This is a genomic window from Streptomyces rishiriensis, assembly GCF_003112535.1.
GTDB classification, from domain to species: domain Bacteria; phylum Actinomycetota; class Actinomycetes; order Streptomycetales; family Streptomycetaceae; genus Streptomyces; species Streptomyces rishiriensis.
The window spans coordinates 1-22,884 of sequence record NZ_BEWA01000005.1 but is presented as its reverse complement, the minus strand read 5'-3'; the positions used below and the strand labels follow the sequence as shown (position 1 = coordinate 22,884).

The 22,884-nt window shown below is 73.4% G+C and carries 11 protein-coding genes; 6 read left to right on the top strand and 5 right to left on the bottom strand.

What is annotated here, in order from left to right; genetic code table 11:
* Positions 1 to 116 precede the first annotated feature (116 nt).
* From Sri02f_RS08550 to Sri02f_RS08535, 4 genes are all read right to left on the bottom strand, one after another.
* Positions 117 to 1,421 carry a 3-deoxy-7-phosphoheptulonate synthase gene (locus Sri02f_RS08550; protein WP_218029865.1) on the bottom strand — a complete coding sequence of 435 codons (1,305 nt, stop codon included), beginning with the start codon at positions 1,419 to 1,421 and terminating at the stop codon, positions 117 to 119.
* A gap of 312 nt (positions 1,422 to 1,733) precedes the next feature.
* Positions 1,734 to 2,441, bottom strand: coding sequence for an HAD-IA family hydrolase (locus tag Sri02f_RS08545; RefSeq protein ID WP_109000499.1), 708 nt, complete (start codon positions 2,439 to 2,441; stop codon positions 1,734 to 1,736).
* A 95-nt stretch (positions 2,442 to 2,536) separates the two neighbouring features.
* Positions 2,537 to 3,676 (bottom strand): Gfo/Idh/MocA family protein, encoded by a 1,140-nt coding sequence (locus Sri02f_RS08540; RefSeq protein WP_109000498.1) that lies wholly within the window; start codon positions 3,674 to 3,676, stop codon positions 2,537 to 2,539.
* Entirely contained in the window at positions 3,673 to 4,836 is a 1,164-nt protein-coding gene (locus Sri02f_RS08535; RefSeq protein WP_109000497.1) for a DegT/DnrJ/EryC1/StrS family aminotransferase, read from the bottom strand. Before Sri02f_RS08535 ends, Sri02f_RS08540 begins: the two co-directional genes overlap by 4 nt.
* Before the next feature lie 354 nt (positions 4,837 to 5,190).
* On the opposite strand from Sri02f_RS08535, the gene Sri02f_RS08530 reads away from it, so the two are divergent.
* The 4 genes from Sri02f_RS08530 to Sri02f_RS08515 all read left to right on the top strand — a co-directional run bounded on the left by Sri02f_RS08530 (position 5,191) and on the right by Sri02f_RS08515 (position 10,161).
* On the top strand, positions 5,191 to 5,628 hold the full coding sequence (locus Sri02f_RS08530) for a type II 3-dehydroquinate dehydratase (RefSeq protein ID WP_109000496.1): 438 nt from the start codon (positions 5,191 to 5,193) through the stop codon (positions 5,626 to 5,628).
* 97 nt (positions 5,629 to 5,725) lie between these two features.
* A complete protein-coding gene (locus Sri02f_RS08525; protein WP_159106679.1) occupies positions 5,726 to 6,652 on the top strand; it encodes a GNAT family N-acetyltransferase in 927 nt (308 codons plus the stop codon).
* A 44-nt stretch (positions 6,653 to 6,696) separates the two neighbouring features.
* Positions 6,697 to 9,231, top strand: a complete 2,535-nt coding sequence (locus Sri02f_RS08520; RefSeq protein ID WP_109000494.1) for an amino acid adenylation domain-containing protein — start codon at positions 6,697 to 6,699, stop codon at positions 9,229 to 9,231.
* A 42-nt stretch (positions 9,232 to 9,273) separates the two neighbouring features.
* Positions 9,274 to 10,161 (top strand): ROK family protein, encoded by an 888-nt coding sequence (locus tag Sri02f_RS08515; protein ID WP_245970539.1) that lies wholly within the window; start codon positions 9,274 to 9,276, stop codon positions 10,159 to 10,161.
* 136 nt (positions 10,162 to 10,297) lie between these two features.
* Here Sri02f_RS08515 and Sri02f_RS08510 read toward each other — a convergent pair whose 3' ends face one another.
* The gene (locus Sri02f_RS08510) at positions 10,298 to 11,335 is read right to left on the bottom strand and encodes a 3-dehydroquinate synthase family protein (protein WP_109000492.1); all 1,038 of its coding nucleotides are present in this window, start codon (positions 11,333 to 11,335) and stop codon (positions 10,298 to 10,300) included.
* Between the two features lie 350 nt (positions 11,336 to 11,685).
* On the opposite strand from Sri02f_RS08510, the gene Sri02f_RS42620 reads away from it, so the two are divergent.
* Entirely contained in the window at positions 11,686 to 21,186 is a 9,501-nt protein-coding gene (locus Sri02f_RS42620; RefSeq protein ID WP_109000491.1) for a type I polyketide synthase, read from the top strand.
* Positions 21,187 to 21,220: 34 nt separating this feature from the next.
* Positions 21,221 to 22,884, top strand: a 1,664-nt coding sequence (locus tag Sri02f_RS08500; protein ID WP_174855611.1) for a type I polyketide synthase, incomplete at its 3' end; no start/stop codon positions are given.

Sequence of the window (22,884 nt, the reverse complement as noted above, 5' to 3'; positions counted from 1 at the left end):
GCGCCGGGCACACGCACACAGAAAAATCGGACGCCGAGACGTCGTAGGGTCAGAAGTTCGGGACGGGGAATACGCGGTGGCCCATTTTTTGGCAGGATGTTCCGGGAATCCCCGCCCTACGTCTGGTTGAGCCGCAACGCGGACAGGTTCCGGGTCCCGGACTCCTGATGGTCCGGAGCGGAAGGCAGCGACCGGCCGCCCGGGACTGCCCGAGCTTCCGGGACCACCCGTGCCGCGTCCGCGGGCGCGGCGGCCCGCACGTCCATGTCGGACCAGGCGGACACCAGCGAAACGGCCTGTTCCGGATTGAGCCGCGGGTCGCACAGGCTGGTACGCCGGACGGCCTCTCCCTCGTACACGGAGAGGTCCGCGGCGCATTCGAGGACGTCGTCCGGGGTGGTCTCCAGGTGCAGTCCGCCCGCCGTGCCGCCGACGCCGGTCACGGCCCGGAGGAATCCCCGGACCTCCCGTGCCATGGTCTCCAGCAGGCGGGTCTTGTGCCCGTCCGGGCCGACGACGGTGTTCCCGTGCATGGGGTCGCTGAGCCAGATCACCGGATGGCCGCTCATCCGGACCGCCTCCACGAGCGCGGGCAGCCGCTCGGTGACCTTCCCGGCGCCCATGCGCGCGATGAGGGTGAGCCGGCCCGGTTCGCGCAGCGGATCGAGCCGTTCGCACAGAACGGTGATCTCCTCCACGGTGGTGGTCGGACCGACCTTCACGGCGACCGGGTTGACGACGCCGGCGACGAGGTCCAGGTGGGCGCCGTCCGCCTGCCGGGTCCGCTCACCGATCCACGGCCAGTGGGTGGAGCCGAGCCAGCGGCGCCCGTCACCCAGCTCACGGACCAGGGGCACTTCGTAGTCGAGGACCAGCGCCTCGTGGCTCGTCCACATCCGGGTTTCGATCAGGGGCTGGTGGCCCAGGCCCGCGCGGCCGCGCCAGCCCAGGTGCTCCATGACATCGCTGGCCGTCATGTACGAGGTCAGCAGACGCAGCGGATCGTGCCGCCGGCTTTCCTCGTCGCGCTCCGGACCGTTGACCATGTGGCCCCGGTAGACCGGCAGTTCCAGGTCCCCGATCCGTTCGAACGGCCTGGACCGCGGCTTGGCGAACTGGCCCGCGATACGCCCGACCCGCACGACCGGCTTGTGGGTGGTCATCTTCAGTGTCGCGGCGAGCAGGTCGAGCACCGCGGATTTGCGCGACACGTACGCGGCGTCGCACTCGGCCGGGTTCTCTGCGCAGTCGCCGGCCTGCACCACCAGGGCTTCGCCTCGGGCCACCTGGGCCAGCAGTGTCCGCAGCCCGTGCACGTCCTCCGCCTTGACCAGCGGCGGACGCGCGGCCAGTACCTTCCGGATGCGCCGGACCTGTGACGGGTCGTCCCACTCGGGTTGTTGCAGGGCCGGCTTATGCATGTCGGTCACGGCTTTTCCCACGTCGGGTCTCCGGTGAAATATCGGTCGAGATATGACTGCGATCATTGGAGGATGATTTTCGAAGACCCTTCGACAGCCGCAGGCGGGCAGCGTGGAAGGTCGGGAACGGGCCGTGGATCCCACAGCCCGGCGCATGCCACTGGATTTTCCTCCATCGGAATCTGGGAACGGTGATCCCGGCGTCCGCAACCGCCGCGTCAGGACGGTCCGATCGGCATATCGGACCCGTGGATTCCCCGCTCCGGGCTTTCCGCCCGTCGGCCCCGATGACGCGGAGCATGTCGCCCGGGATCAGGGCGTGCGGGATCTGCCGACGCACACCTCGAGCAGTTCCGAGGGGGAGCGCAGCACGACGTCGGGGCTCTCCGCGAGGAGGGTCTCCTCGTCGGTCTCGCCCCACAGCGCGGCCACGGCCGCCACGCCGGCGCCCCGCGCGCTGGTGAGGTCGGTGACCGCGTCGCCGACCATGATCGTCCGCCAGGGGTCGCAGCCGAGCACGTCCAGTGCCTTGAGCACGATGTCGGGCGCCGGCTTGGGGCGTTCGACCTCGTCGGAGCCGATCACGACGGTGAACAGCTCCAGCAGGCCGAGCTGTTTGAGGAGCGAACGGGCCCGCGGTCCGCTCTTGCCGGTGGCGACGGCGAGCCCGATGTCGCGGGCCCGCAGCTCCCTGAGCATCTCCGGCACGCCGTCGAAGACCGGGACGAGGTGAGCGAGCCGGTAGCTCTCACGGACGAACGGGGCCTCCATCTCCAGCGGCAGCCCCATGATCCGCATGATGTCGGGGAAGTAGCGGCCCAGATGGCGCTCGTACTCCTCGAACGGGGGCTCGCCGTCCCCCACCACCTCGGCGTAGGCGGTGGTGAACGCCTGGCGCATCACGGCGAAGCTGTTGACGAGCACCCCGTCGAGATCGAAGACGACCGCGGCAGTCGGCTGTGCCTCGTGGGCACAGGCGTCCCGGGCGGCCGGGCCTTGGCTGGTTCCCAGACTGTCCATGGTGCTGTGGTGCTCTCCTTCGTGGGGCGGCGGCTTCGGGTGTGGGCCCGCTGCCGACGCGGTACGGGTCCCGGCCGAACCGGTGGTCGTGCCGGTCACGGCCGGTACGACCGGGGTTTCTCCTGCGCGGCGCGGGCCGAGGAGTAGATCCGCTCGATGGCGCCGATGGTGCGGCGCGCCTCCTCGACGGCCCGGCCTGGGCCGGCCGGGTCCCGCAGCTGGGCGAGCAGCTCGTCGAGCTGCCGGTCGTACTCCGTGCCGATGGGCTCGTCGGGCACCGGGATCCGGCGGGTGCGGCCGTCCTCGGTGCGGGTCAGTTCCGGGTGTTCCAGCCGGTTGGGACTGAAGCCGAACGTGCACCGCAGGGTCGCGCTGCCCGCGCTGCCGTCGATCCTGACGCGGGTGATGTCGCGCTCCTCGTGCGAGGCCCAACTCGCGTGCAGCGACAGCGAGACACCGTCGTCGGTGACGAGGAACGCGCGGGCGGTGTCCTCGACGTCGATGACGCCGGCGTCGGCCGGCTCGCCGTCCTGGCCGTCCTGGCCGTCCTCTGCCTTCTCGGCGCGCCAGGAGACCCGTGCGGAGTCCCGCGCGATGAAGTCGCCCGAGACCGAGCCGGTGACCTGCGTGAAGTTCGCGGAGCCCAGCACGGGCGTGGCGATGTCGAACAGATGCCAGCCGAGGTCCACCAGAGCCCCGCCGCCCGACAGCCGGCGCCGGGTGAACCAGCCGCCCGCGTCCGGCACGCCCCGGGCCCGCACCCAGGACAGCTCGATGTGACGGATCGTGCCCAGGTCGCCCGCGCTCGCGAGCAGGGACCGGACGTCGGCGCGGTGGCGGGCGGCGCTGCCCGCCAGGAGCCGTGCACCGCCGACGCGTTCGGCTTCGGCCAGCTGCTCCGCCTCCGCCGACGTCAGGCACACCGGCTTCTCGAGGAAGACCGGGATGCCCTTGTGGAGCAGGCCGGCGGCGATCTCGCAGTGCAGGTGGTTGGGGACGGCCACGACGGCCAGGTCCACCTGTGCGAGGTCCGCGTCGTGCACGGCCGCCAGGACGGGGATGTCCGGGAACTCCGCGGCGACGGACGCGCGCGAGGCCGGGTCGGGGTCGACCGCCGCGTTCACGGCGAAGCCGGGATGGCGGCGCAGCCGCGGCAGCCAGATGGAGCGAGCCGCCCAGCCGAGCCCCACCACAGCGGTGCGCACCGGCCGGCCCTCGTGGTTCGCCGCGGTCATGAGCCGAGGACGTCGGCTATGACGGCGGCGACCTCGTGCATGTGCTGCTCGGTGCCGAGGAGCGTCCGGTGGTGCAGCCACAGGCAGTCGGACGTCAGCGCCTCGGAGTTGGGGCAGCGCCGGGCCAGTTCGTCCACCGACAGGTCCGGCGCGCCCCGCTCCCAGAAGGCGTCCGTGCGGTAGACCGAGCGGAACGCCACGAACGCGGGGAGACCTCGCTCGATGAGCGTGTCGACCACCTGCGCGCGCCGCTCCTCCGTGATGCCGGGGACCCGGAACATGGCCATGTAGTGCGGGTTGCGGTCGGCGCGGGGGTCCAGCCGCTGCGGCAGCACGCCAGGGATCTCGGCGAGCAGCGAGGACAGCAGCGGCCATCGCTCCTCGCGCGTCCGGATCTGCCCGTCCAGGCGCGCGAGTTGGGCGCGCAGCACAGCGGCGGAGAACTCGTTGAGCCGGAAGTTGGAGCCCGAGGTGCGGTGGAAGTAGCCGCGGTCGCCGTGGGGGCGTCCGCAACTGTGCCGGACGAAGGCGTGTTCCGCCATCTCGGCGGTCGGGAACAGGACCGCACCGCCCTCGCCCGCCGTCATCAGCTTGCCGTTCTGGAAGGAGAACGCGGCGACCGAGCCCAGCTCGCCGACCCGCCGGCCGTTCCAGGTGGCGCCCTGAGCGTGCGCCGCGTCCTGGATCAGCGGCACACCGGATTCGGCGGCGACCTTGTCGAGGGCGTCCATGTCGGCGAACTGGCCGGCCATGTGCACGGGCATGATGGCGCGGGTCTTCGCGGTGACGGCTTTGGCGGCTTCGGCCGGATCGATGCAGTACGTCTCCGGGTCCACGTCCACCGGCACCACGACCGCGCCGAGGCGCTGAGCGGCCTGGGACGAGGAGATGAAGGTGAAGGCCGGCACGATCACCTCGGTGCCGGGGCCGACGCCCATGACCTCCAGAGCCAGTTCGAGGGCGTGCGTGCCGTTGGTGACGGCCAGGGCGTGCTCGCTCCCGTGGTAGTCGGCGAACTCCCGCTCGAAGGCGTCGACCTCGCCGCCGCCCATGCGCCACCACTGACCCTGCTCCAGCGCACGTATGAGGCCGGTCCGCTCCGCGTCGTCGTACTGCGGCCACGCCGGAAGGTCTGAGCCCAGTCGCACACCACTGCTCATGCTGTTCCTTGCTCCTTCGGTCTACGCGCATGCGAATACAGCCGCAGCGAACGCCACGGAGGTCACGACACGGAACCACCCCTCATGAGGCGGGTGTTCACACGGACGCGGGCGCCGGAACACGACCTCGGCGCGGTCCGAGCGCCCGGCCGGGAAGATCGGCAGCAGCCGCCGGGCGGGGTCGGTCGTCGCAATTAGCACGCTAACCCAGTGGTTGGCGAGACGTCATTCCCCTGGGGACCCCCCTATGTTCCCCCTTGTGATTGCGGGCATACCGAGGAGCGGTGTTTGGCCGTCAATGGCCGTGCTATAAAAAGCACTTCCCGGTGGTTCCGTACAGACAAAGGGTGCGCATTGAGCAGGCTTCTGTTGGTGAACGGGCCGAATCTCGGCATACTCGGGAGCCGTCAGCCCGAGATCTACGGAACGGACACGCTCGCCGATATCGAAGGATGGGTCGCCGAAGAAGTGGCGGACCGCGGCTGGAAAGTGGAAGCGTTCCAGCACGACGGTGAGGCGGAGATGATCCGCACCATTCAGGGCAATTACGACTCGGTCGGCGCGATCGTCAATCCCGCCGCCCTGATGATGGCCGGCTGGGGACTGAGGGACGCGCTGGCCGACTATCCGCGCCCGTGGATCGAGGTCCACCTCTCCAATGTCTGGGCCCGCGAGCAGTTCCGGCACCAGTCGGTGACCGGACCGCTCGCCACCGGAGTGATCTTCGGACTGGGCGCCACGGGCTATCGGCTCGCGGCCCGCGCACTGCTGGAGAAGGTCACCGACCGCTGACGCGGCGCCGCCGGCCGCGAGAGACCCCCTGGTTCCCGTGGAGCCGCACCCGCGCGACTTCGCCACGGACACGACTGAAAGCCGAGGACACGACACCATGCCCCAGGTACAGACGGCGGAATCAGTGCTGGCCGCCCACCGCGACCGGCTGCGCCCCGTCGACCGGATGATTCCGGAGGCCGACGCTCTGCCGGAGCCCGGCGAGGGCGAAGAGCTGCTGGAGGTCGCCGGGGCGCAGGGCCTGCTGACGCACACCCGTGTCGACGCCGACGCGCTGGAGGCGGTGCTCGGCCCGCTCGACCGCTGGGAGCTGACCCCCCGGGTCTCCGGGCCCGACGAGATGGCCGCGCTGCTCACGCACTGGCAGCAGTACATGCGCAGCCACCCGGAACGCCCCGGTGAGGACTCCATGGCCGCCGTCGAGTGGCCCAGCCGCGACGTGGGCATGACCCGCGTCCTGCGCGCCTTCGGCTTCGTTCCCGAGTTCGTGATGATCGGCCGGGTCAAGGGCACCGATCTGGTGCCCGAGTCGCGCCGGGTCCACGTGCGGCGGGCCACCCCCGAGGACAGCGAGGCGGTGTTCGAACTGCAGATGGTGGAGACCCGGTTCGACGCCGCCGTCAGCGGCGCGGTCGAGCGCGCCACGACCGAGGCGCTGCTGCGCGAGGAGATCACCGCCTCGTTCAAGCGCGACGAACCGCTGATCTGGGTCGCCGAGTACGAGGGCGGGATCGTGGGCATGCACCGGGGCGAGGATCCCTCCGAGCCGCAGCAGGCGTGGCTCGCGACGAAGATCACCGCCACCCCCGTCGCCCATCTGGTCTGCCAGGCCGTCAAGGAGGGCTACCGCGGCCTGGGCATCGGCACCTCCCTCGCCAACCACGTCCACGCCGATCTGGACGCCATGGGCATCGGCGCGTCGGTCGGCTACCACGCGATGTTCAACCCGATCTCCACGCCGTTCTGGCACCGCCACGGCTGGCGGCCGTACTGGAACCGCTGGATGCGCACCCCGGCCGTCTGAGCGCCGCCGTGCCGAGAATCCGTACGAGCCCTGTGGAGGGGAACATGCTGGTGAAGGCGCTGGAGGAGCGGGCCGACTCGGTCGCGGACCTCACGGCCCTCGAATGCGAGGGTGTGGAGCTCACCTACCGGGAGGCGCACGAGCAGGCCAACCGGCTCGCTCGCCACCTGGTCGCCCAGGGCGTGGGGCCCGACCGCGTCGTCGCGGTGATGCTGCCACGCTCCACGGACCTGCTGGTGGCACTGCTGGCGGTGCTGAAGGCGGGCGGGGCCTACCTGGCCCTCGACCCGGAACACCCCGCCGAACGCGTGGCCTTCCAGGTCCGCGACGCCGCTCCGGTGGCCCTGCTGACGTCGACCCGCATCCAGGCCGACCGCACCGACCTGGGCGTGCCCCGCGTCGTGCTGGACGACCCGGCGACGGCCGCGACGCTCGCCGAACTGCCCACCGGGCATCTCACGGACGCCGAGCGGGCCGCCCCGCCGCAGCCCGAGGACCTCGCGTACGTCATCTACACCTCGGGTTCCACCGGCACCCCCAAGGGCGTCGAGATCCCCGTGCGCGCCCTGCACAACCTGCTGGAGGCGATGCGGGAGCGGCTGGCCATGGAGCCCGGGGACCGCATGCTGTCGGTCACCACCGCCACCTTCGACATGTCGGTGCCCGAGCTGTTCCTGCCGTACTACACCGGCGCCCGCGCGGTCATCGCGCCACGTGCCACCGGGCAGGACCCGCAGGCGCTGGGCGACCTGATCGTCCGCGGGGGGATCGGCACCGCCCAGGCCACCCCGACCCACTGGCACATGCTGGCCACCGTCAGCCCCGAGGCGCTGCGCGGGCTGCGCATCCTCATCGGCGGCGAGGCGCTGTCGGAGAAGCTGGCGGCGGCGCTGCTCGACCTCGGCGCCGAGGTCGTCCAGTGGTACGGGCCCACGGAGACCACCGTGTGGTCCACGGTCCACCCGGTCACCGGGCCCGAGGACGCCGCCGTCATCGGCAAGCCCCTGCGCAACACCCGGCTGTACGTCCTCGACGAGGAACTGGCGCCCGTCGAAGCCGGTGCCGAGGGCGAGCTGTTCATCGCCGGCGCGGGAGTGGCCCGCGGCTACCTCAACCGGCCGGAGCTGACCGCCGAGCGTTTCCTGCCCGACCGTTTCGGTGACGGCAGTGGCCTGATGTACCGCACGGGCGATGTGGTGCGGCTGCGCCCGGACGGCGACCTGGAGTACGTCGGCCGCGCCGACCACCAGGTCAAGCTGCACGGCTTCCGGATGGAACTCGGCGAGATCGAGGCCGTCCTCGAGCGGTCCGAGGACGTGGACCAGGCGGCCGCGACGGTCCGCGAGGACCGGCCGGGCGACCGGCGCCTCGTGGCCTACGTGACCGCCGCCCCCGGCCGTGTGCCCGACGCCAAGGAGCTGCGGAACTTCGTGGCGGACACGCTGCCCCTGTACATGGTGCCGTCCGCCGTGGTGGCCCTGGAGGAGTTCCCGCTCACCCCCAACGGCAAGCTCGACCGCAAGGCGCTGCCGGCCCCGGTCCTCGCGCAGTCGGCGATGGTGGAGACGCACCTCACGCAGTCGGAACTGCTCCTCAGCCGGCTCTTCGCCGAGGTGCTCGGTGTGGAGCAGGTCGGACCGCGCGACAGCTTCTTCGACCTCGGCGGCTCCTCGGTGCTCGCGGCCCGGCTGCTGGCCCGGGTGCGCTCCGAGATGCAGTCGGAGCTGTCGATCCGGATGCTGGTGGAGTCCCCGACGCCGGCCGAGCTCTCCCGGCGGCTGACGGGTGAGGAGCCGCAGGACTCCTTCGACGTGCTGCTGCCGCTGATGACCAGGGGCTCGGCACGGCCGCTGTTCTGCATGCGCCACCTCGGCGGCACCGCCTGGTGCTACGGAGTGCTCGCCCAGCACTTCAGCCTGGACTACCCCCTCTACGGCCTCCAGTCGCACACCTTCCAGGAGTTCGACACCCCCGTCGACAGCGTCGCGGCCATGGCGGCCGACTACGCGGACCGCATCAGCGGCGTGCAGCCCAAGGGCCCGTACCGCATCCTCGGCTGGTCCTTCGGGGGCATCCTCGCCCATGCCGTCGCCGCCGAGTTCCAGAAGCGCGGTGAGGAGATCGAGTTCCTCGGCGTGTTCAACACCAACCCGCACATCACGGACAAGGAGGACCGTGACGAGCAGGGCCTGATCGAACTGATCCTGCTGATCAACGGCAAGGACCTCACCGCGTACGAGCGACCGCTCAGGTACGCGGACATCGCCGAGTTCGCCGACATGGCGACGAACTATGCCTGGCGCGGCAGGAAGAGCGCGGCCGAGACCTTCGTCGAGACCATGCTGACCGACCTCGGCGCCTGGAAGGCCCACACGCCCGAGAAGTACAGCGGCGCCATGCACCTGTTCGCGGCCGATCCCAGCCCGGTGGCCGAAGCGGCCTCCAGCGAGGCCTGGGCCCCGTACGTCGCGGGCGAGATCGTGCGACACGAACTGGGCTGCGGCCACGAGGAGATGCTCAGCAGCCCCCGCGTGCTCCGCCAGGTCGCGCAGATCGTCACCGACCACCTCAGGGACTGACCCGGCCGGGAGGCAGCCATCCCCTACCACCTGGGCATCGACGTGGGCGGCACGAAGGTCGCCCTGCGGGCGGAGCACACGGACGGCACCGTGCGCGAGGCCCGCTTCCGGTGGCCCCGGGCCGCCGGCGGGCCCGTCCGTCCGGCGGCGGACCTGGACCTGCTCGCCCGGCAGGTCCGGGAGCTGTGCGCCGTCGCACCGGACGAGTTGGCGGGCGTCGGCGTGGCGATGCCCGCCACCCTGGACGCGGCGGGCGTCGTCACCGCCTGGCCCAACCGCCCGGGCTGGACCGGCCTCGACCTCGGCGGCGCGCTGCGCGAGGTCTTCGGCGCCGCGGAGGTGCGCTGCGCCGACGACGGCGACCTCGCCGCGCTCGCCGAGGCACACGCGGCCGGCCGTTCCGACCTGCTGTATCTCGGAGTCGGCACCGGCGTCGGCGGCGGCATCGTCCTCGGCGGCAGACTGCTGCCCGGCCCCTCGCGGGGCTCCTGCGAGATCGGCCACCTGATCGTGGACCGGTCCGGGGAACGGTGCGACTGCGGGCGCCGCGGCTGTGTCCAGTCCGTGGCCTCGGGCCCCGCCGTACTGCGCCGGGCCGCCCGCGCACGCGGCGCGGAGGTGACCTTCCCCGAGCTGGCGCGGGCCCTCGCCGACGGCACGCCCTGGGCGGCCGACGCCGTACGCGCGGGCTGTGCGGCGCTGGCCGCGGCCGCCGTCGGGGTGAGCGAACTGCTGCACCCCGCCGTCGTCGTGGTCGGCGGCGGATTCGCCGACGCGCTGCCCGGCTTCACCGAAACCGTCGGGGAGCAGACGGCGCGCCTGGCCCGCCCCGGTTTCCCGCCGCCGCCCGTGGAGCCCGCCCGCCTCGGCGGACTCTCCTCACTGCACGGAGCGGTCCTGCTGGCCAAGGGCCGCCCACCTCAGGGCTGAGAGCGGGCGGATCACGAGGCCGACGGCCCTCACGGCCGGCGGTGGTCCGCCCGCCGCCGGGACGGCACGGTCCGCGCCGGCCCGGACGAACTCCCCGTCCGGACCGGCGCGAACGGCCCCCGCACGCACACCTTTCTCAGGCCCGCGCCCGCGGCATCTCCGCCAGCACCCGCGCCACGACGTCCTGCGGCAGGTCGGGCACCAGCTCGGCGCCGTCCTTGCCGTCCAGCACGAACGTCAGCCCCGACATCGCCTTCTTGTCCAGCCGTACGAGCTCGATCAGCCGGGCCGGAGCGACGTCCGCGGGCAGCTCGTGGGGCAGCCCGTAGTGACGCACCACTTCCAGGTGCTCCGCCGCTCGCCGCTCGTCGATCCGGTCCATGGCCCGCGCGAGCCGCCCCGCGAACACGGTGCCGATCGCCACCGCCTCACCGTGCCGCAGCCGGAAGTCCGTGGCCAGCTCCAACGCGTGGCCCAGGGTGTGGCCGTAGTTGAGCAGATGGCGCAGGCCGGTGTCGCGCTCGTCGGCGGACACGATCTGCGCCTTGCGCGCCACACTCGCCGCGATCTGCTCGGGCAGCGGCAGCTCCCGCAGGTCGCCGGCGCCGATGAAGTGGCAGCGGGCGATCTCCCCGTAGCCGTTGAGCATCTCCCGCCCGGGCAGGGTCTCCAGATAGTCGGTGTCGCACAGCACCGCGCTGGGCTGCCAGTAGGCGCCGATGAGGTTCTTGCCCTCGGGGGTGTTCACCGCGGTCTTGCCGCCGACGCTGGCGTCCACCTGCGCGAGCAGCGTGGTCGGCAGATGCACCACGCGCACCCCGCGGTGGAAGAGCGCGGCGGCGAGACCCACGACGTCCGTCGTGGTGCCGCCGCCGACGGAGACGACGACGTCGTCACGGGTCAGGCCGAAACGCACGAACTCCCGGCACAGCGACTCAACCGTGGCGAGCGTCTTGTCCTTCTCGCCGTCGCGGGCCCGCAGGACCAGCGAAGGCACGCCCGGGTCGGGCACCCAGGCGTCCGGCCGGGCCGAGACCACCGCCGCGCGCCGCGCTCCCATCCGCTCGACGACCCCGGACAACGAGTGCCGCACTCCGGGTCCGATGTCGACGGGATAGGAGCGGTCGCCGAGTTCCACCCGGATCCGGGTGCGATGGGATGCCGAATTCGTCATGTCCGTGTGTGTCCCTTTCCCTAACGTGCCGCCGTCGCGGGAAGGTTGCCGGGAAATGAAATCCCGCTCCCAGGGAACCGGCGGATATGCGATGGCCGCTCATCACGTCCGCATTTCGGGCCGACAGCCGATAGCGCGATGACTGTCGGCACGGCGTCGGAGCCTAATGCCGTCGTTGCGCCGCTCCAAACCCCTGCTGATTCTTTCTGGTCACTCTTCGACTTAGGGACGTCTAGGGGGGTGATGAGGGGGTGCGGGCGAGCCTCGGATGACAACACTGGGCCGGGTAGGGCGAACCATCTGCCCTTGCGGACTGCCCGTCTGCTCTCGCCCCGGAGGGATGACGACACATGTTGCGCACGGAGCTGATCCGGCCGCTGCCCGAGCTGCTGGTCGACCAGGCCCGGCAATTCGGCGCCAAGATCGCCTACCGGGACGCCCGACGGAGCGTCAGCTACACCGACCTGGAGGCGCGGACCCGGCGACTGGCCGGACATCTGGCGGAGTTGCGGCTGCAACCGGGCGACCGTGCCGCCATCTGCCTGGGCAACCGCGTCGAGATCGTCGAGAGTTACTACGCCATCACCCGGGCCAGCGCCATCGGCGTCCCCGTCAACCCGCAGAGCAGCGACGCGGAACTCGCCCACGTCCTCGACGACAGCGGCGCCCGGATCGTCATCACCGACCACCCGCACGTGGAACAGCTGCGGCGCCTGCTTCCGGACCGTCCGCACCTGACGGTCGTCCTGGTCGGCGACGGCCCGGCGCCGTCGGGCTTCCTGCCCTACGAAGCGTTCGCGGTCCGGGAGCCCGCCACACCGGCTCGTGACGACCTCGGGCTCGACGATCTGGCCTGGATGCTCTACACCTCGGGCACCACCGGCAGGCCCAAGGGCGTCCTCTCCACCCAGCGCAACTGCCTGTGGTCGGTGGCCGCCTGCTATGTGCCGGTGCCCGGACTCGGCCCCGAGGACCGCGTCGTCTGGCCGCTGCCCCTCTTCCACAGCCTCTCGCACATCGCCTGTGTGCTCTCCGTGGTGGCCGTGGGCGCCAGCGCCCGCATCGTCGACGGTCTGTCGGCGGAGGACGTGCTGACAGCGCTCGACGAGGAGCGCGCCACCTTCCTGGCCGGCGTGCCCACCCTGCTGCACTATCTGCTCGACGCGGCCCGCGACCGCGGCTTCACCGCTCCACGGCTGCGCGTGGCCCTGGTGGGCGGCGCGGTCACCACGGCATCGCTGCGCCGGTCGTTCGAGCGCGTCTTCGGCGTCCCCCTCATCGACGCCTACGGCTCCACCGAGACCTGCGGCTCCATCACCGTCAACTGGCCCTCGGGCGCCCGCGCGGAGGGCTCCTGCGGCCTGCCCGTGGTGGGTCTGGGAGTACGCCTGGTGGACACGCGGACCGGCGAGGACGTCGCCGACGGCCAGGAGGGCGAGGTGTGGGTGCGCGGGCCGAGTGTCATGGCCGGCTACCACAACCAGCCCGAAGCCACCGCGGCCGCCTTCCACGACGGCTGGTACCGCACCGGAGACCTGGCCCGCCGTGACGAGGCCGGCTACTTCACCATCACCGGCCGCCGGAAGGAACTGATCATCCGCGCCGGGGAGAACATCCACCCGGGAGAGGTGGAGGAGGTCCTGCGCACCGTCCCCGGCGTCGCCGACGTCGCGGTGGTCGGCAAGCCGCACGACGTGCTGGGCGAGGTGCCGGTCGCGTTCATCGTCCCCGGCTCTCAGGGACCGGACACGGAACGGCTGTTCGCCGAGTGCCGCGAACGCCTCTCCTACTTCAAGGTGCCCGAGGAGCTGTACGAGATCGAGACGATCCCGCGCACCGCCTCGGGCAAGATCGTGCGGCATCGGCTGCTGGAGACCCCCGCCCGGTTGCGCGCCACCAGCAGCGGCCTGTACGACTCGCTGTTCCGCGTCGACTGGATACCCAGCTCCCCGCTTTCCCTGGGCGCAGCCCCGGGCGAGCCGGGCGACTGGGCGCTGGCGGGCCCCGACCCGCTCGGCCTGGCCGCCGCCCTGCGGGACGCCGGCGTACCGTGCGAGGTCCACGCCGACCCGGCCGCCGCCCGCACGGCCGCCCGGGGCGGCGCCGGCGTCCTTCTCGCGGACCGGACCGCCCACGACGCCGGGGCGGGCATCGAGGAGTTCGTCGCGTCCCTGCAGGACTGGACGGCCGACGACCGGGGCGAGAACCTCACGCTCGTGGTCCTCACCCGGCGCGCCGTGGCCGTCGGCGACGGCGAGGACGTACGGGACCCCGCGCACACCCCGCTGTGGGGCCTTGTCCGCGCGCTGCAGACCGAGCACCCGGGCAGGTTCGTGCTCGCCGACCTCGACAGCGACGGCCTCGACGAGGACGGCGCGCGATCCCTGGCCGCCGCCGTGAACGCCGGCGAACCGCAGTTCGCCATCCGCTCCGGGGTCGCCCTGCTGCCGCGCTTCGCCCGCGTCTCCATGGACCGCGAGGAGCCGCCGCCCCCGCTGCTCGACCCCGAGGGGACGGTCCTGGTCACCGGTGCCGCCACCGCCCAGGGAGCCGCGCTCGCCCGCCACCTCGTGACCGCGCACGACGCCCGCCACCTGCTGCTGGGTTTCACCCCCGGACACGGCGACGAGAGCGTGCAGACGCTCTGCGCCGAACTCGCCGCTGCCGGCGCCCGCGCCACCGCTGTCGCGTGCGACGCGGGCGACCGCGCCGCGCTCGCCGAGCTGCTCGCGGACCCCGGCCGGCCGCCGCTGACGGCCGTGGTGCACGCGGAGGAGATCACCGGAACCGGCGCCGTGTCCGCCGCGGCGCACGCCCTGCACGACCTGACCGCCGGGCGCGACCTGACCGCCTTCGTCCTGTGCTCCTCCCCCCTGGGAGTTCTGGGCGCCCCCGGCGCCGGTGACATCGCCGCCGAGAGCGCCGCGCTGGAGGCGCTGGCCCAGCACCGGCGCGCCCACGGCCTGCCCGCGTTGTCCCTGGCCTGGGGGCCCTGGAGGGACGGCGCGGTCGAGGGCGCCGTACCCTTCGCGGCGGGCGAACTCACCGAACAGCAAGCCCTGGTGATGTTCGACGCCGCGCACGCCGCCGGCGAGGCCGCGTTCATCGCGATGCGCCTCGACAACGCCGCCCTGCTCACCGGCCCGGTCCCCGCACCGCTGCGCGGACTGATCGACACCACGGCTCACACGGCGCGCGCCGAGACCTCGGAGCTGCGCGGCCGGCTGGACGGCCTGCCCGCCGAGGAGCGGCAGGACGTCCTGCTGCGGCTGGTGCGCACCGAGGCCGCCGCGGTCCTGGGACGCGCCGGCGCCGAGGACGTCCCGGCCGACCGGGCCTTCAAGGAGCTGGGGTTCACCTCCGTCATGGTCGTGGCCCTGCGCGACCGGCTCAGCGCCGCCACCGGACTGCGGCTCCCCGCCACCAGTGCCTTCGACCACCCCACCCCCGAAGCCCTGGCGCACCGGCTGCTGGACGAGGTCGACGGCGGGTCCGCCGAGGCCCCGGCCCTGCCCGCCCCCGCCGCGCTCTCCGACGAGCCGATCGCCATCGTCTCGATGGGCTGCCGGCTGCCGGGCGGCGTCACCTCACCCGAGGACCTGTGGCGTCTGGTCGCCGACGGCGCCGACGGCCGCTCCCCGTTCCCCTCCGACCGGGGCTGGAACCTGGACGAGCTGTACGACCCCGACCCCGACGCCGCCGGAAAGTCGTACGTCACGGAGGGCGGCTTCCTCGACGACGTGGCCGGCTTCGACGCCGAGTTCTTCGGGATCTCCCCGCGCGAGGCGGTGGCGATGGACCCCCAGCAGCGGCTCCTCCTGGAGACCTCCTGGGAGGTCTTCGAACGCGCGGGCCTGGACGTGACGGCCCTGCGCGGCGCGGACGTCGGCGTCTTCGCCGGGGTCATGTACCACGACTACACCACCCGCGCGGTGCGGCCCGCGAAGGAGATCGAGGGCTACCTCGGCGTCGGCGGCGCGGGCAGCGTCGTCTCCGGCCGCGTGTCGTACACCTTCGGCTTCGAGGGCCCCGCCGTGACCGTGGACACGGCGTGCTCGTCCTCGCTGGTCGCCCTGCATCTCGCCGCCCAGGCGCTGCGTGCGGGGGAGTGCTCCCTGGCGCTGGCGGGCGGTGTCGCGGTGATGGCGACCCCGGGCAGCTTCGTGGAGTTCTCACGGCAGCGTGGACTGGCTCCCGACGGACGCTGCAAGGCCTTCGCCGCCGCGGCGGACGGCACCAGCTGGTCCGAGGGCGTGGCTCTGCTGCTGCTGGAGCGGCTGTCGGACGCCCGCCGCAACGGCCACGAGGTCCTCGCCGTCGTCCGCGGCTCCGCCGTCAACCAGGACGGCGCCTCCAACGGCCTCACCGCGCCCAACGGCCCCTCCCAGCAGCGCGTCATCCGCCAGGCCCTCGCCAACGCCGACCTCACCCCCGCCGACGTCGACGCCGTGGAGGCGCACGGCACCGGCACCTCCCTCGGCGACCCGATCGAGGCACAGGCCCTGCTCGCCACCTACGGCCAGGAACGGCCTGGCGACGGCCACCCGCTGTGGCTCGGCTCCCTCAAGTCCAACATCGGCCACGCACAGGCCGCCGCCGGTGCCGCAGGCGTGATCAAGATGGTGCAGGCGATGCGGCACGGCGTGCTGCCCCGCACGCTCCACGTCGACGCCCCGACGCCCGAGGTGGACTGGACCCGCGGCGCCGTCGAACTGCTCACCGAGCCCAGGCCCTGGCCCGAGACCGGCCGCCCGCGCCGCGCGGGCGTGTCCTCCTTCGGCATCAGCGGCACCAACGCCCACGTCGTCCTCGAACAGCCCGCCGAGGACCCCGCCGCCGCTCCCGCCGACGGACCGGACACGGCGGACACGGCGGAGCGCGCGCTGCCCGACGGGCTCGTCCCGCTCGTCCTGTCCGCCAAGTCCCCCCAGGCCCTGCGCGCACAGGCCGCACGCGTCGCCGCCCTTCTCGACGCACGGCCGGCGCCCGCCCTGGCCGACGTCGCCCTCACACTCAGCGGCCGCTCCGCCTTCGAGCACCGCGCGACCGTGGTCGCAGGCTCCGCGGAGGAGGCCCGCGACGCCCTGGCGGCCCTCGCCGCCGGCGACGGCACGACCGGCGCCGCCACCGACGGCAAGCTCGCCGTCGTCTTCTCCGGCCAGGGCGCGCAACGCCCCGGAACGGGCCGCGAACTGTACGCGTCGTTCCCGGTGTACGCCCGCGCCTTCGACGAGGTCTGCACCGCCCTGGACCGCCGGCTCGACCGCCCGCTGCGGGACGTCGTCCTCGCCGAGCCCGGCACTCCCGACGCCGACCTGCTCGACCGGACCGCCTACACCCAGGCAGCCCTGTTCGCCGTGGGAGTGGCCCTCTACCGGCTGGTCGAGTCCTGGGGCCTGCGCCCCGACCTGGTCGCCGGGCACTCCATCGGCGAACTCGCCGCCGCCCACGTGGCCGGTGTGTGGTCCCTGGAGGACGCCGCCGCCCTGGTCGCCGCTCGCGGCGCGATGATGCAGCGGCTGCCCGAGGGCGGCGCCATGATCGCCGTACAGGCCACCGAGGACGAGGCCGTCGCCGAGCTCACCGACGGAGTCGCCGTCGCCGCGCTCAACGGCCCCGAGGCCGTCGTCCTCTCCGGCGACGCGCCCGCCGTCGAAGCCGTGGCCGCCGTGCTCGCGGCCCGCGGCCGCAAGACGAAACGGCTGCGCGTCTCGCACGCCTTCCACTCGCCGCGCATGGAACCCATGCTCGACGCCTTTCACGAGGCCGCCGCCGCACTGAGCTTCCACACCCCCGCCCTGCCCGTCGTCTCCAACCTGACCGGCACCCTCGCCGACCCCGCACAGCTGTGCACCCCCGAGTACTGGGTACGCCACGTCCGCGGCACGGTCCGCTTCGCCGACGGCCTGCGCACCCTGCGCGAACAGGGCGTCACCACCGTGCTCGAACTCGGGCCCGGCGGAGTGCTCACCGCCATGGCGCAGGACTGCCTTACCGAGACCGTCGACTGCGTGGCCGCACTGCGCGACGGACGGCCGGAACCCGCGACGCTGCTCGCGGCCGTCGCCCGCGCCCACACCAGGGGCGCCCGCGTCGACTGGCCCTCCCTGTTCGCCGGCAGCGGCGCCCGCGCCGCCGTCGTACCGACGTACGCCTTCCAGCACCGGCGCTACTGGCTCGACGCCGACCCCGGCGCCGGCGACCTCGGAGCCGCGGGCATCACCACGACCGGCCACCCGCTGCTGACCGCGGCGGTGGAACTGCCCGAGGCCGACGCCGTCACCTTCACCGGACGCCTGTCCTCGGCCGACCGGCCCTGGCTCGCCGACCACGCGGTCGACGGCACGGCCTTGCTGCCCGGCACGGCGCTGGTCGAGATGGCCGTCCGGGCCGGCGACGAGCTCGGGCACGGCGCCGTCCGCGAACTCGTCCTGGCCGCGCCCCTGCTGCTGCCCGCCGAGGGTGCGGTGCGCATCCGCGTGCACGTCGGCGCCCCGGACGAGACCGGCGACCGCCCCGTCGCCGTCCACTCCCGCCCCGACGGTGACGAAGGCGCCTGGACCCGCCACGCGAGCGGCGCCCTGACACGCACGCACCCCGACGACGCTCCGGGCCCCGACACCGCCCCGTGGCCTCCGGCGAACGCCACGGCCGTGCCCGTCACGGACTTCTACCGGCGGCGCGCCGAGGCCGGCTACGAGTACGGCCCCGCCTTCCAGGGACTGCGCGCGGTGTGGACCGACGGAGAGGAGGTCTACGCCGACGTCGCCCTCGACGACGAGCACCACGACGACGCCGACCTGTTCGGCCTGCACCCGGCCCTCTTCGACGCCGCCCTGCACCCCAGCGCCTTCGGCGGCGTCGCCGAGCCCGGCGACGGACGGCGGCTGCTGCCCTTCGCGTGGAACGGCGTACGCCTGCACGCCTCGGGCGCCAAGGCCCTGCGGGTCCGGCTGTCCCCCGCCGGAGAGAACGGGGTGTCCCTGCGCGTCACCGACGCCACCGGATCCCCCGTCGTCGACGTCGACTCCCTCGTCCTGCGCCCCGTGGCAGCCGCACACCTGCGCCCGGCCCCCGAAGCCGGACACGAATCGCTGTTCCGCACGACGTGGACGTCGCTGCCGGTCACGCCCCGCGCGGACGGTCCCCTCGGCGTCCGCGCCCTCGACGCCACCGGCGACGGCGCCTCGGCCGAGGACGTCCACGCGCTCGCCCACCGCGTGCTGCAAGAGCTCCAGGCCTTTCTGGCCGCGCCCGGCGACGACACGTCACGGCTGCTGGTGGTCACCCGGGGCGCCGTCGCCGTCCAGGACGGCGAGAGCGTCACCGACCCGGCAGCCGCCGCGGTCTGGGGCCTGGTGCGCTCCGCCCAGGCCGAGCACCCCGACCGCTTCGTCCTGGCCGACCTCGACGGACACGACGCCTCCCGCGACGCGCTCGCCGGACTCCCGGCGGCGGCCGCGGCCCTGCAGGAGTCCCAGTTCGCGATACGTGACGGCGAGGTGACCGTGCCCCGCCTCGTCCGCGCCGCCCCGGTCGGCCTGACGGTCCCCGCCGGCGCCCGCACCTGGCGCCTGGACACCACCGGGCCCGGCACCCTGGACAACCTGGCCCTCGTGCCGAACGCCGCATCCGGCCCGCCCGCCCCCGGCCAGGTCCGCGTGGCCGTCCGCGCCGCCGGCATGAACTTCCGCGACGTCATGATCGCTCTGGACATGTACCCCGGGCAGGCCGCGATCGGCGGCGAGGGCGCGGGCATCGTCCTGGAGACCGGCGCCGGCGTGACCGGCCTGTCGCCCGGCGACCGGGTCATGGGCCTGTTCCCCGGCGGAGCGTTCGGCCCCGAAGCCGTGACCGACCACCGCAGGCTCGTCCGCGTCCCCGCGGGATGGACCTTGGCACAGGCCGCCGCCACGCCCATCGCGTTCCTCACCGCCCTCTACGGCCTGCGCGACCTGGCCGGCGTCCGGCCCGGCGAGAGCGTCCTGGTCCACGCCGCGGCCGGCGGCGTGGGCATGGCCGCCGTCCAGGTCGCCCGTCACCTGGGCGCCGAGGTCTACGGCACCGCCAGCCCCGGCAAGTGGGACGCCCTGCGCGCCCGCGGACTCGACGACGCGCACCTCGCCAACTCCCGCACCACCGACTTCGAGCAGCACTTCCTCGACGCCACCGACGGCCGCGGCGTCGACGTCGTCCTCGACGCGCTGGCCGGTGAGTTCGTCGACGCCTCCCTGCGCCTGCTGCCGAGGGGCGGCCGCTTCCTGGAGATGGGCAAGACCGACATCCGTGACGCCACCGAGGTCGCCGAACGCCACCCCGGGGTCGAGTACCGCGCCTACGACCTCGCGGAGGCGGACGACGACCGGGTCCGGGACCTGCTGGACGAACTCGTCGGCCTCTTCGAGCGCGGCGCCCTCACCCCCCTGCCGCTGACGGCATGGGACGTACGGCACGCCCCGGACGCCTTCCGGCACCTCAGCCGGGCCCGCCACACCGGCAAGGCCGTCCTGACCCTGCCCCGCCGGCCCGACCCCGACGGCACCGTCCTCGTCACCGGCGGCACCGGCTCCCTCGGCGCGCTCGTCGCCCTCCACCTCGTCACCGAACACGGCGCCCGCAACCTGCTGCTCACCAGCAGGCGCGGCCCGGACGCGCCCGGCGCGCGGGAACTCGCCGCCGAACTCACCGCCCTGGGGGCGACCGTTCGTGTCGAGGCCTGCGACGCCGCCGACCGCGACGCCCTGGCCCTGCTGCTGGACTCCGTCCCGGCGACCGCGCCCCTGACGGCCGTCGTGCACACCGCGGGCGTCGTCGACGACGGCGTGCTCGCCGCCCTCACCCCGCAGCGGATGGCCGCCGTCCTGCGGCCGAAGGCCGACGCCGCCCTCAACCTGCACGAGCTGACCCGGGACCTCGACCTCGCCGCCTGGGTGCTGTTCTCCTCGGCCGCCGGCGTCCTCGGCAACCCCGGACAGGCCAACTACGCGGCAGCCAACTCCTTCCTCGACGGACTCGCCCGCCTCCGCCGTGCCGAGGGACTGCCCGCCGTGTCGCTCGCCTGGGGCCTGTGGTCGCACGCGAGCGGCATGACCAGCGGCCTCGCCGAGGCCGACCTGCGGCGCACCGAACGCGACGGCGTGCTCGGACTGACGGCCGCGGAGGGCCTGGCCCTCCTCGACGCCGCCCTGACCGCGGCGGAACCGGCCCTCGTGCCGATCCGGCTCGACCTGAGCGTGCTGCACGACCGGGCCGCTTCCGGCGGGCTGCCCCCGATGCTGCGCGCACTCGTGCGCGCGCCCCGCCGCGCCGCCGCCACCGGTACGGCCCACGGACGCACGCTCGCCGAACGGCTCGCGGGACTCCCCGCACAGGAGAAGGCCGCTCTCGTCCTGGACCTCGTCCTCAAGGAAGCCGCGACCGTCCTCGGTCACTCCGACGCCTCACTGGTCGTACCCGACCGCGCCTTCAAGGAGGCCGGGTTCGACTCGCTGACAGCGGTGGAACTGCGCAACCGGCTCGGCAGGGCGGCAGGCGTCAGGCTGCCCACGACGGCCGTCTTCGACTACCCGGCGCCCACCGCCCTCGCCGACTACCTGCTCAAGGCCCTCGACCAGGAATCCGATCCGGTCGCGGCCGGACTCGAAGCCCTGGAAGCGGCGCTCGACGCCCTGCTGGCGCAGGAGCTGGACCACTCCGGCATCCACTCCCGCCTGCGGTTCCTCGGATCGAGGCTCGAAGAAGCCGCCCTGAAGGGCGGCCCCGACGAGAGCGGAGACCGGACCCGGCGCCTCGAATCCGCCACCGCCGACGACGTCTACGCCTTCATCGACAACGAGCTCGGGCTCGGCTGACCCGCCAGGCACGCGGAAGAGGAGATCAGGTTCCATGACCACCGACGAGAAGGCCCTCACCTACCTCAAGCGGGTCTCGGCCGAGCTGCAGCAGACGCGGGAGAAGCTGCGCGAGGAACACAACCGGCGCACCGAACCCATCGCCATCGTGGCCATGGGCTGCAGGCTGCCGGGAGGAGTGACCTCCCCCGACGGGCTGTGGCGGCTGGTGTCCGAGGGCGCCGACGTCGTCGGCGCCTTCCCCGCCGACCGCGGCTGGGACCTCGACGCCCTCTACGACCCCGACCCGGACGTGTCCGGCACGTCCTACGTCCGTGAGGGCGGCTTCCTCGACGACGTGGCCGGTTTCGACGCCCCCTTCTTCGGGATCTCCCCGCGCGAGGCGCTGGCCATGGACCCGCAGCAGCGGCTGCTCCTGGAGACCTCCTGGGAGACCCTGGAACGCGCCGGGATCGATCCCTCCACGCTCAAGGGCCAGAGCGTCGGCGTCTTCACCGGCGCCGCCGGACAGGAATACGCCCCCCGCATGGGCACCGGATCCGAGGAGATCGAGGGTTACGTCCTCACCGGCGGCGCGGGCAGCGTCGTTTCCGGACGGGTGGCGTACACCCTCGGCTTCGAGGGCCCCGCGGTGACGGTCGACACCGCGTGCTCGTCGTCCCTGGTGGCGATCCACCTCGCCGCTCAGGCGCTGCGTTCCGGCGAGTGCTCGCTCGCGCTGGCGGGCGGCGTGGCCGTGATGTCCACCCCGGGCGCCTTCGTGGAGTTCTCCCGCCAGCGCGGACTGGCCCCGGACGGCCGCTGCAAGGCGTTCGCCGCCGCGGCGGACGGCACCGCGTGGGCCGAGGGGGTGGGCGTCCTGCTGCTGGAGCGGCTGTCGGACGCCCGCCGCAACGGCCACGACGTGCTCGCGGTCGTCCGCGGCAGCGCGGTCAACCAGGACGGCGCGTCCAACGGTCTGACCGCGCCCAACGGCCCCTCCCAGCAGCGTGTCATCCGGCAGGCGCTGGAGAACGCCCGGCTGTCCGCGGCGGACGTCGATGTGGTGGAGGCGCACGGCACCGGCACCTCCCTCGGCGACCCGATCGAGGCACAGGCACTGCTCACCACCTACGGCCGCTCCCGCCCCGAGGGCTCGCCCCTGTGGCTGGGCTCGCTGAAGTCCAACATCGGCCACACGCAGGCCGCCGCGGGTGTGGCGGGTGTGATCAAGATGGTGCAGGCGATGCGGCACGGTGTGCTGCCGAAGACGCTGCACGTGGACGCTCCGACGCCTGAGGTGGACTGGTCGGCGGGCGCGGTCGAGCTGCTGACGGAGGCGCGGGAGTGGCCCGAGCGGGACGAGCCGCGCCGAGCCGGCGTGTCGTCCTTCGGCATCAGCGGCACCAACGCCCACGTCATCCTGGAACAGGCCCGGCCCGAAGAACCCGCCGACACCCCCGCTTTGGCAGGTAGGGCCCCCGCCGGCGTCGTCCCGCTGGCCCTGTCCGGCACGACCCCCGACGCCCTGCGCGCCCAGGCGGTCTCCCTCGCCGACCACCTCCGCGCCCACCCCGGCATCCCGCTGCACGACACGGCCCTGTCCCTCCTGACCACGCGAACCCGCTTTCCCCATCGCGGCGTTGTGGTCGCGGGAACCCATGAGGAGGCCGTGACACGTCTGGCGGCCCTCGCCGTCGCCCCCGACGCCGCGCCGGT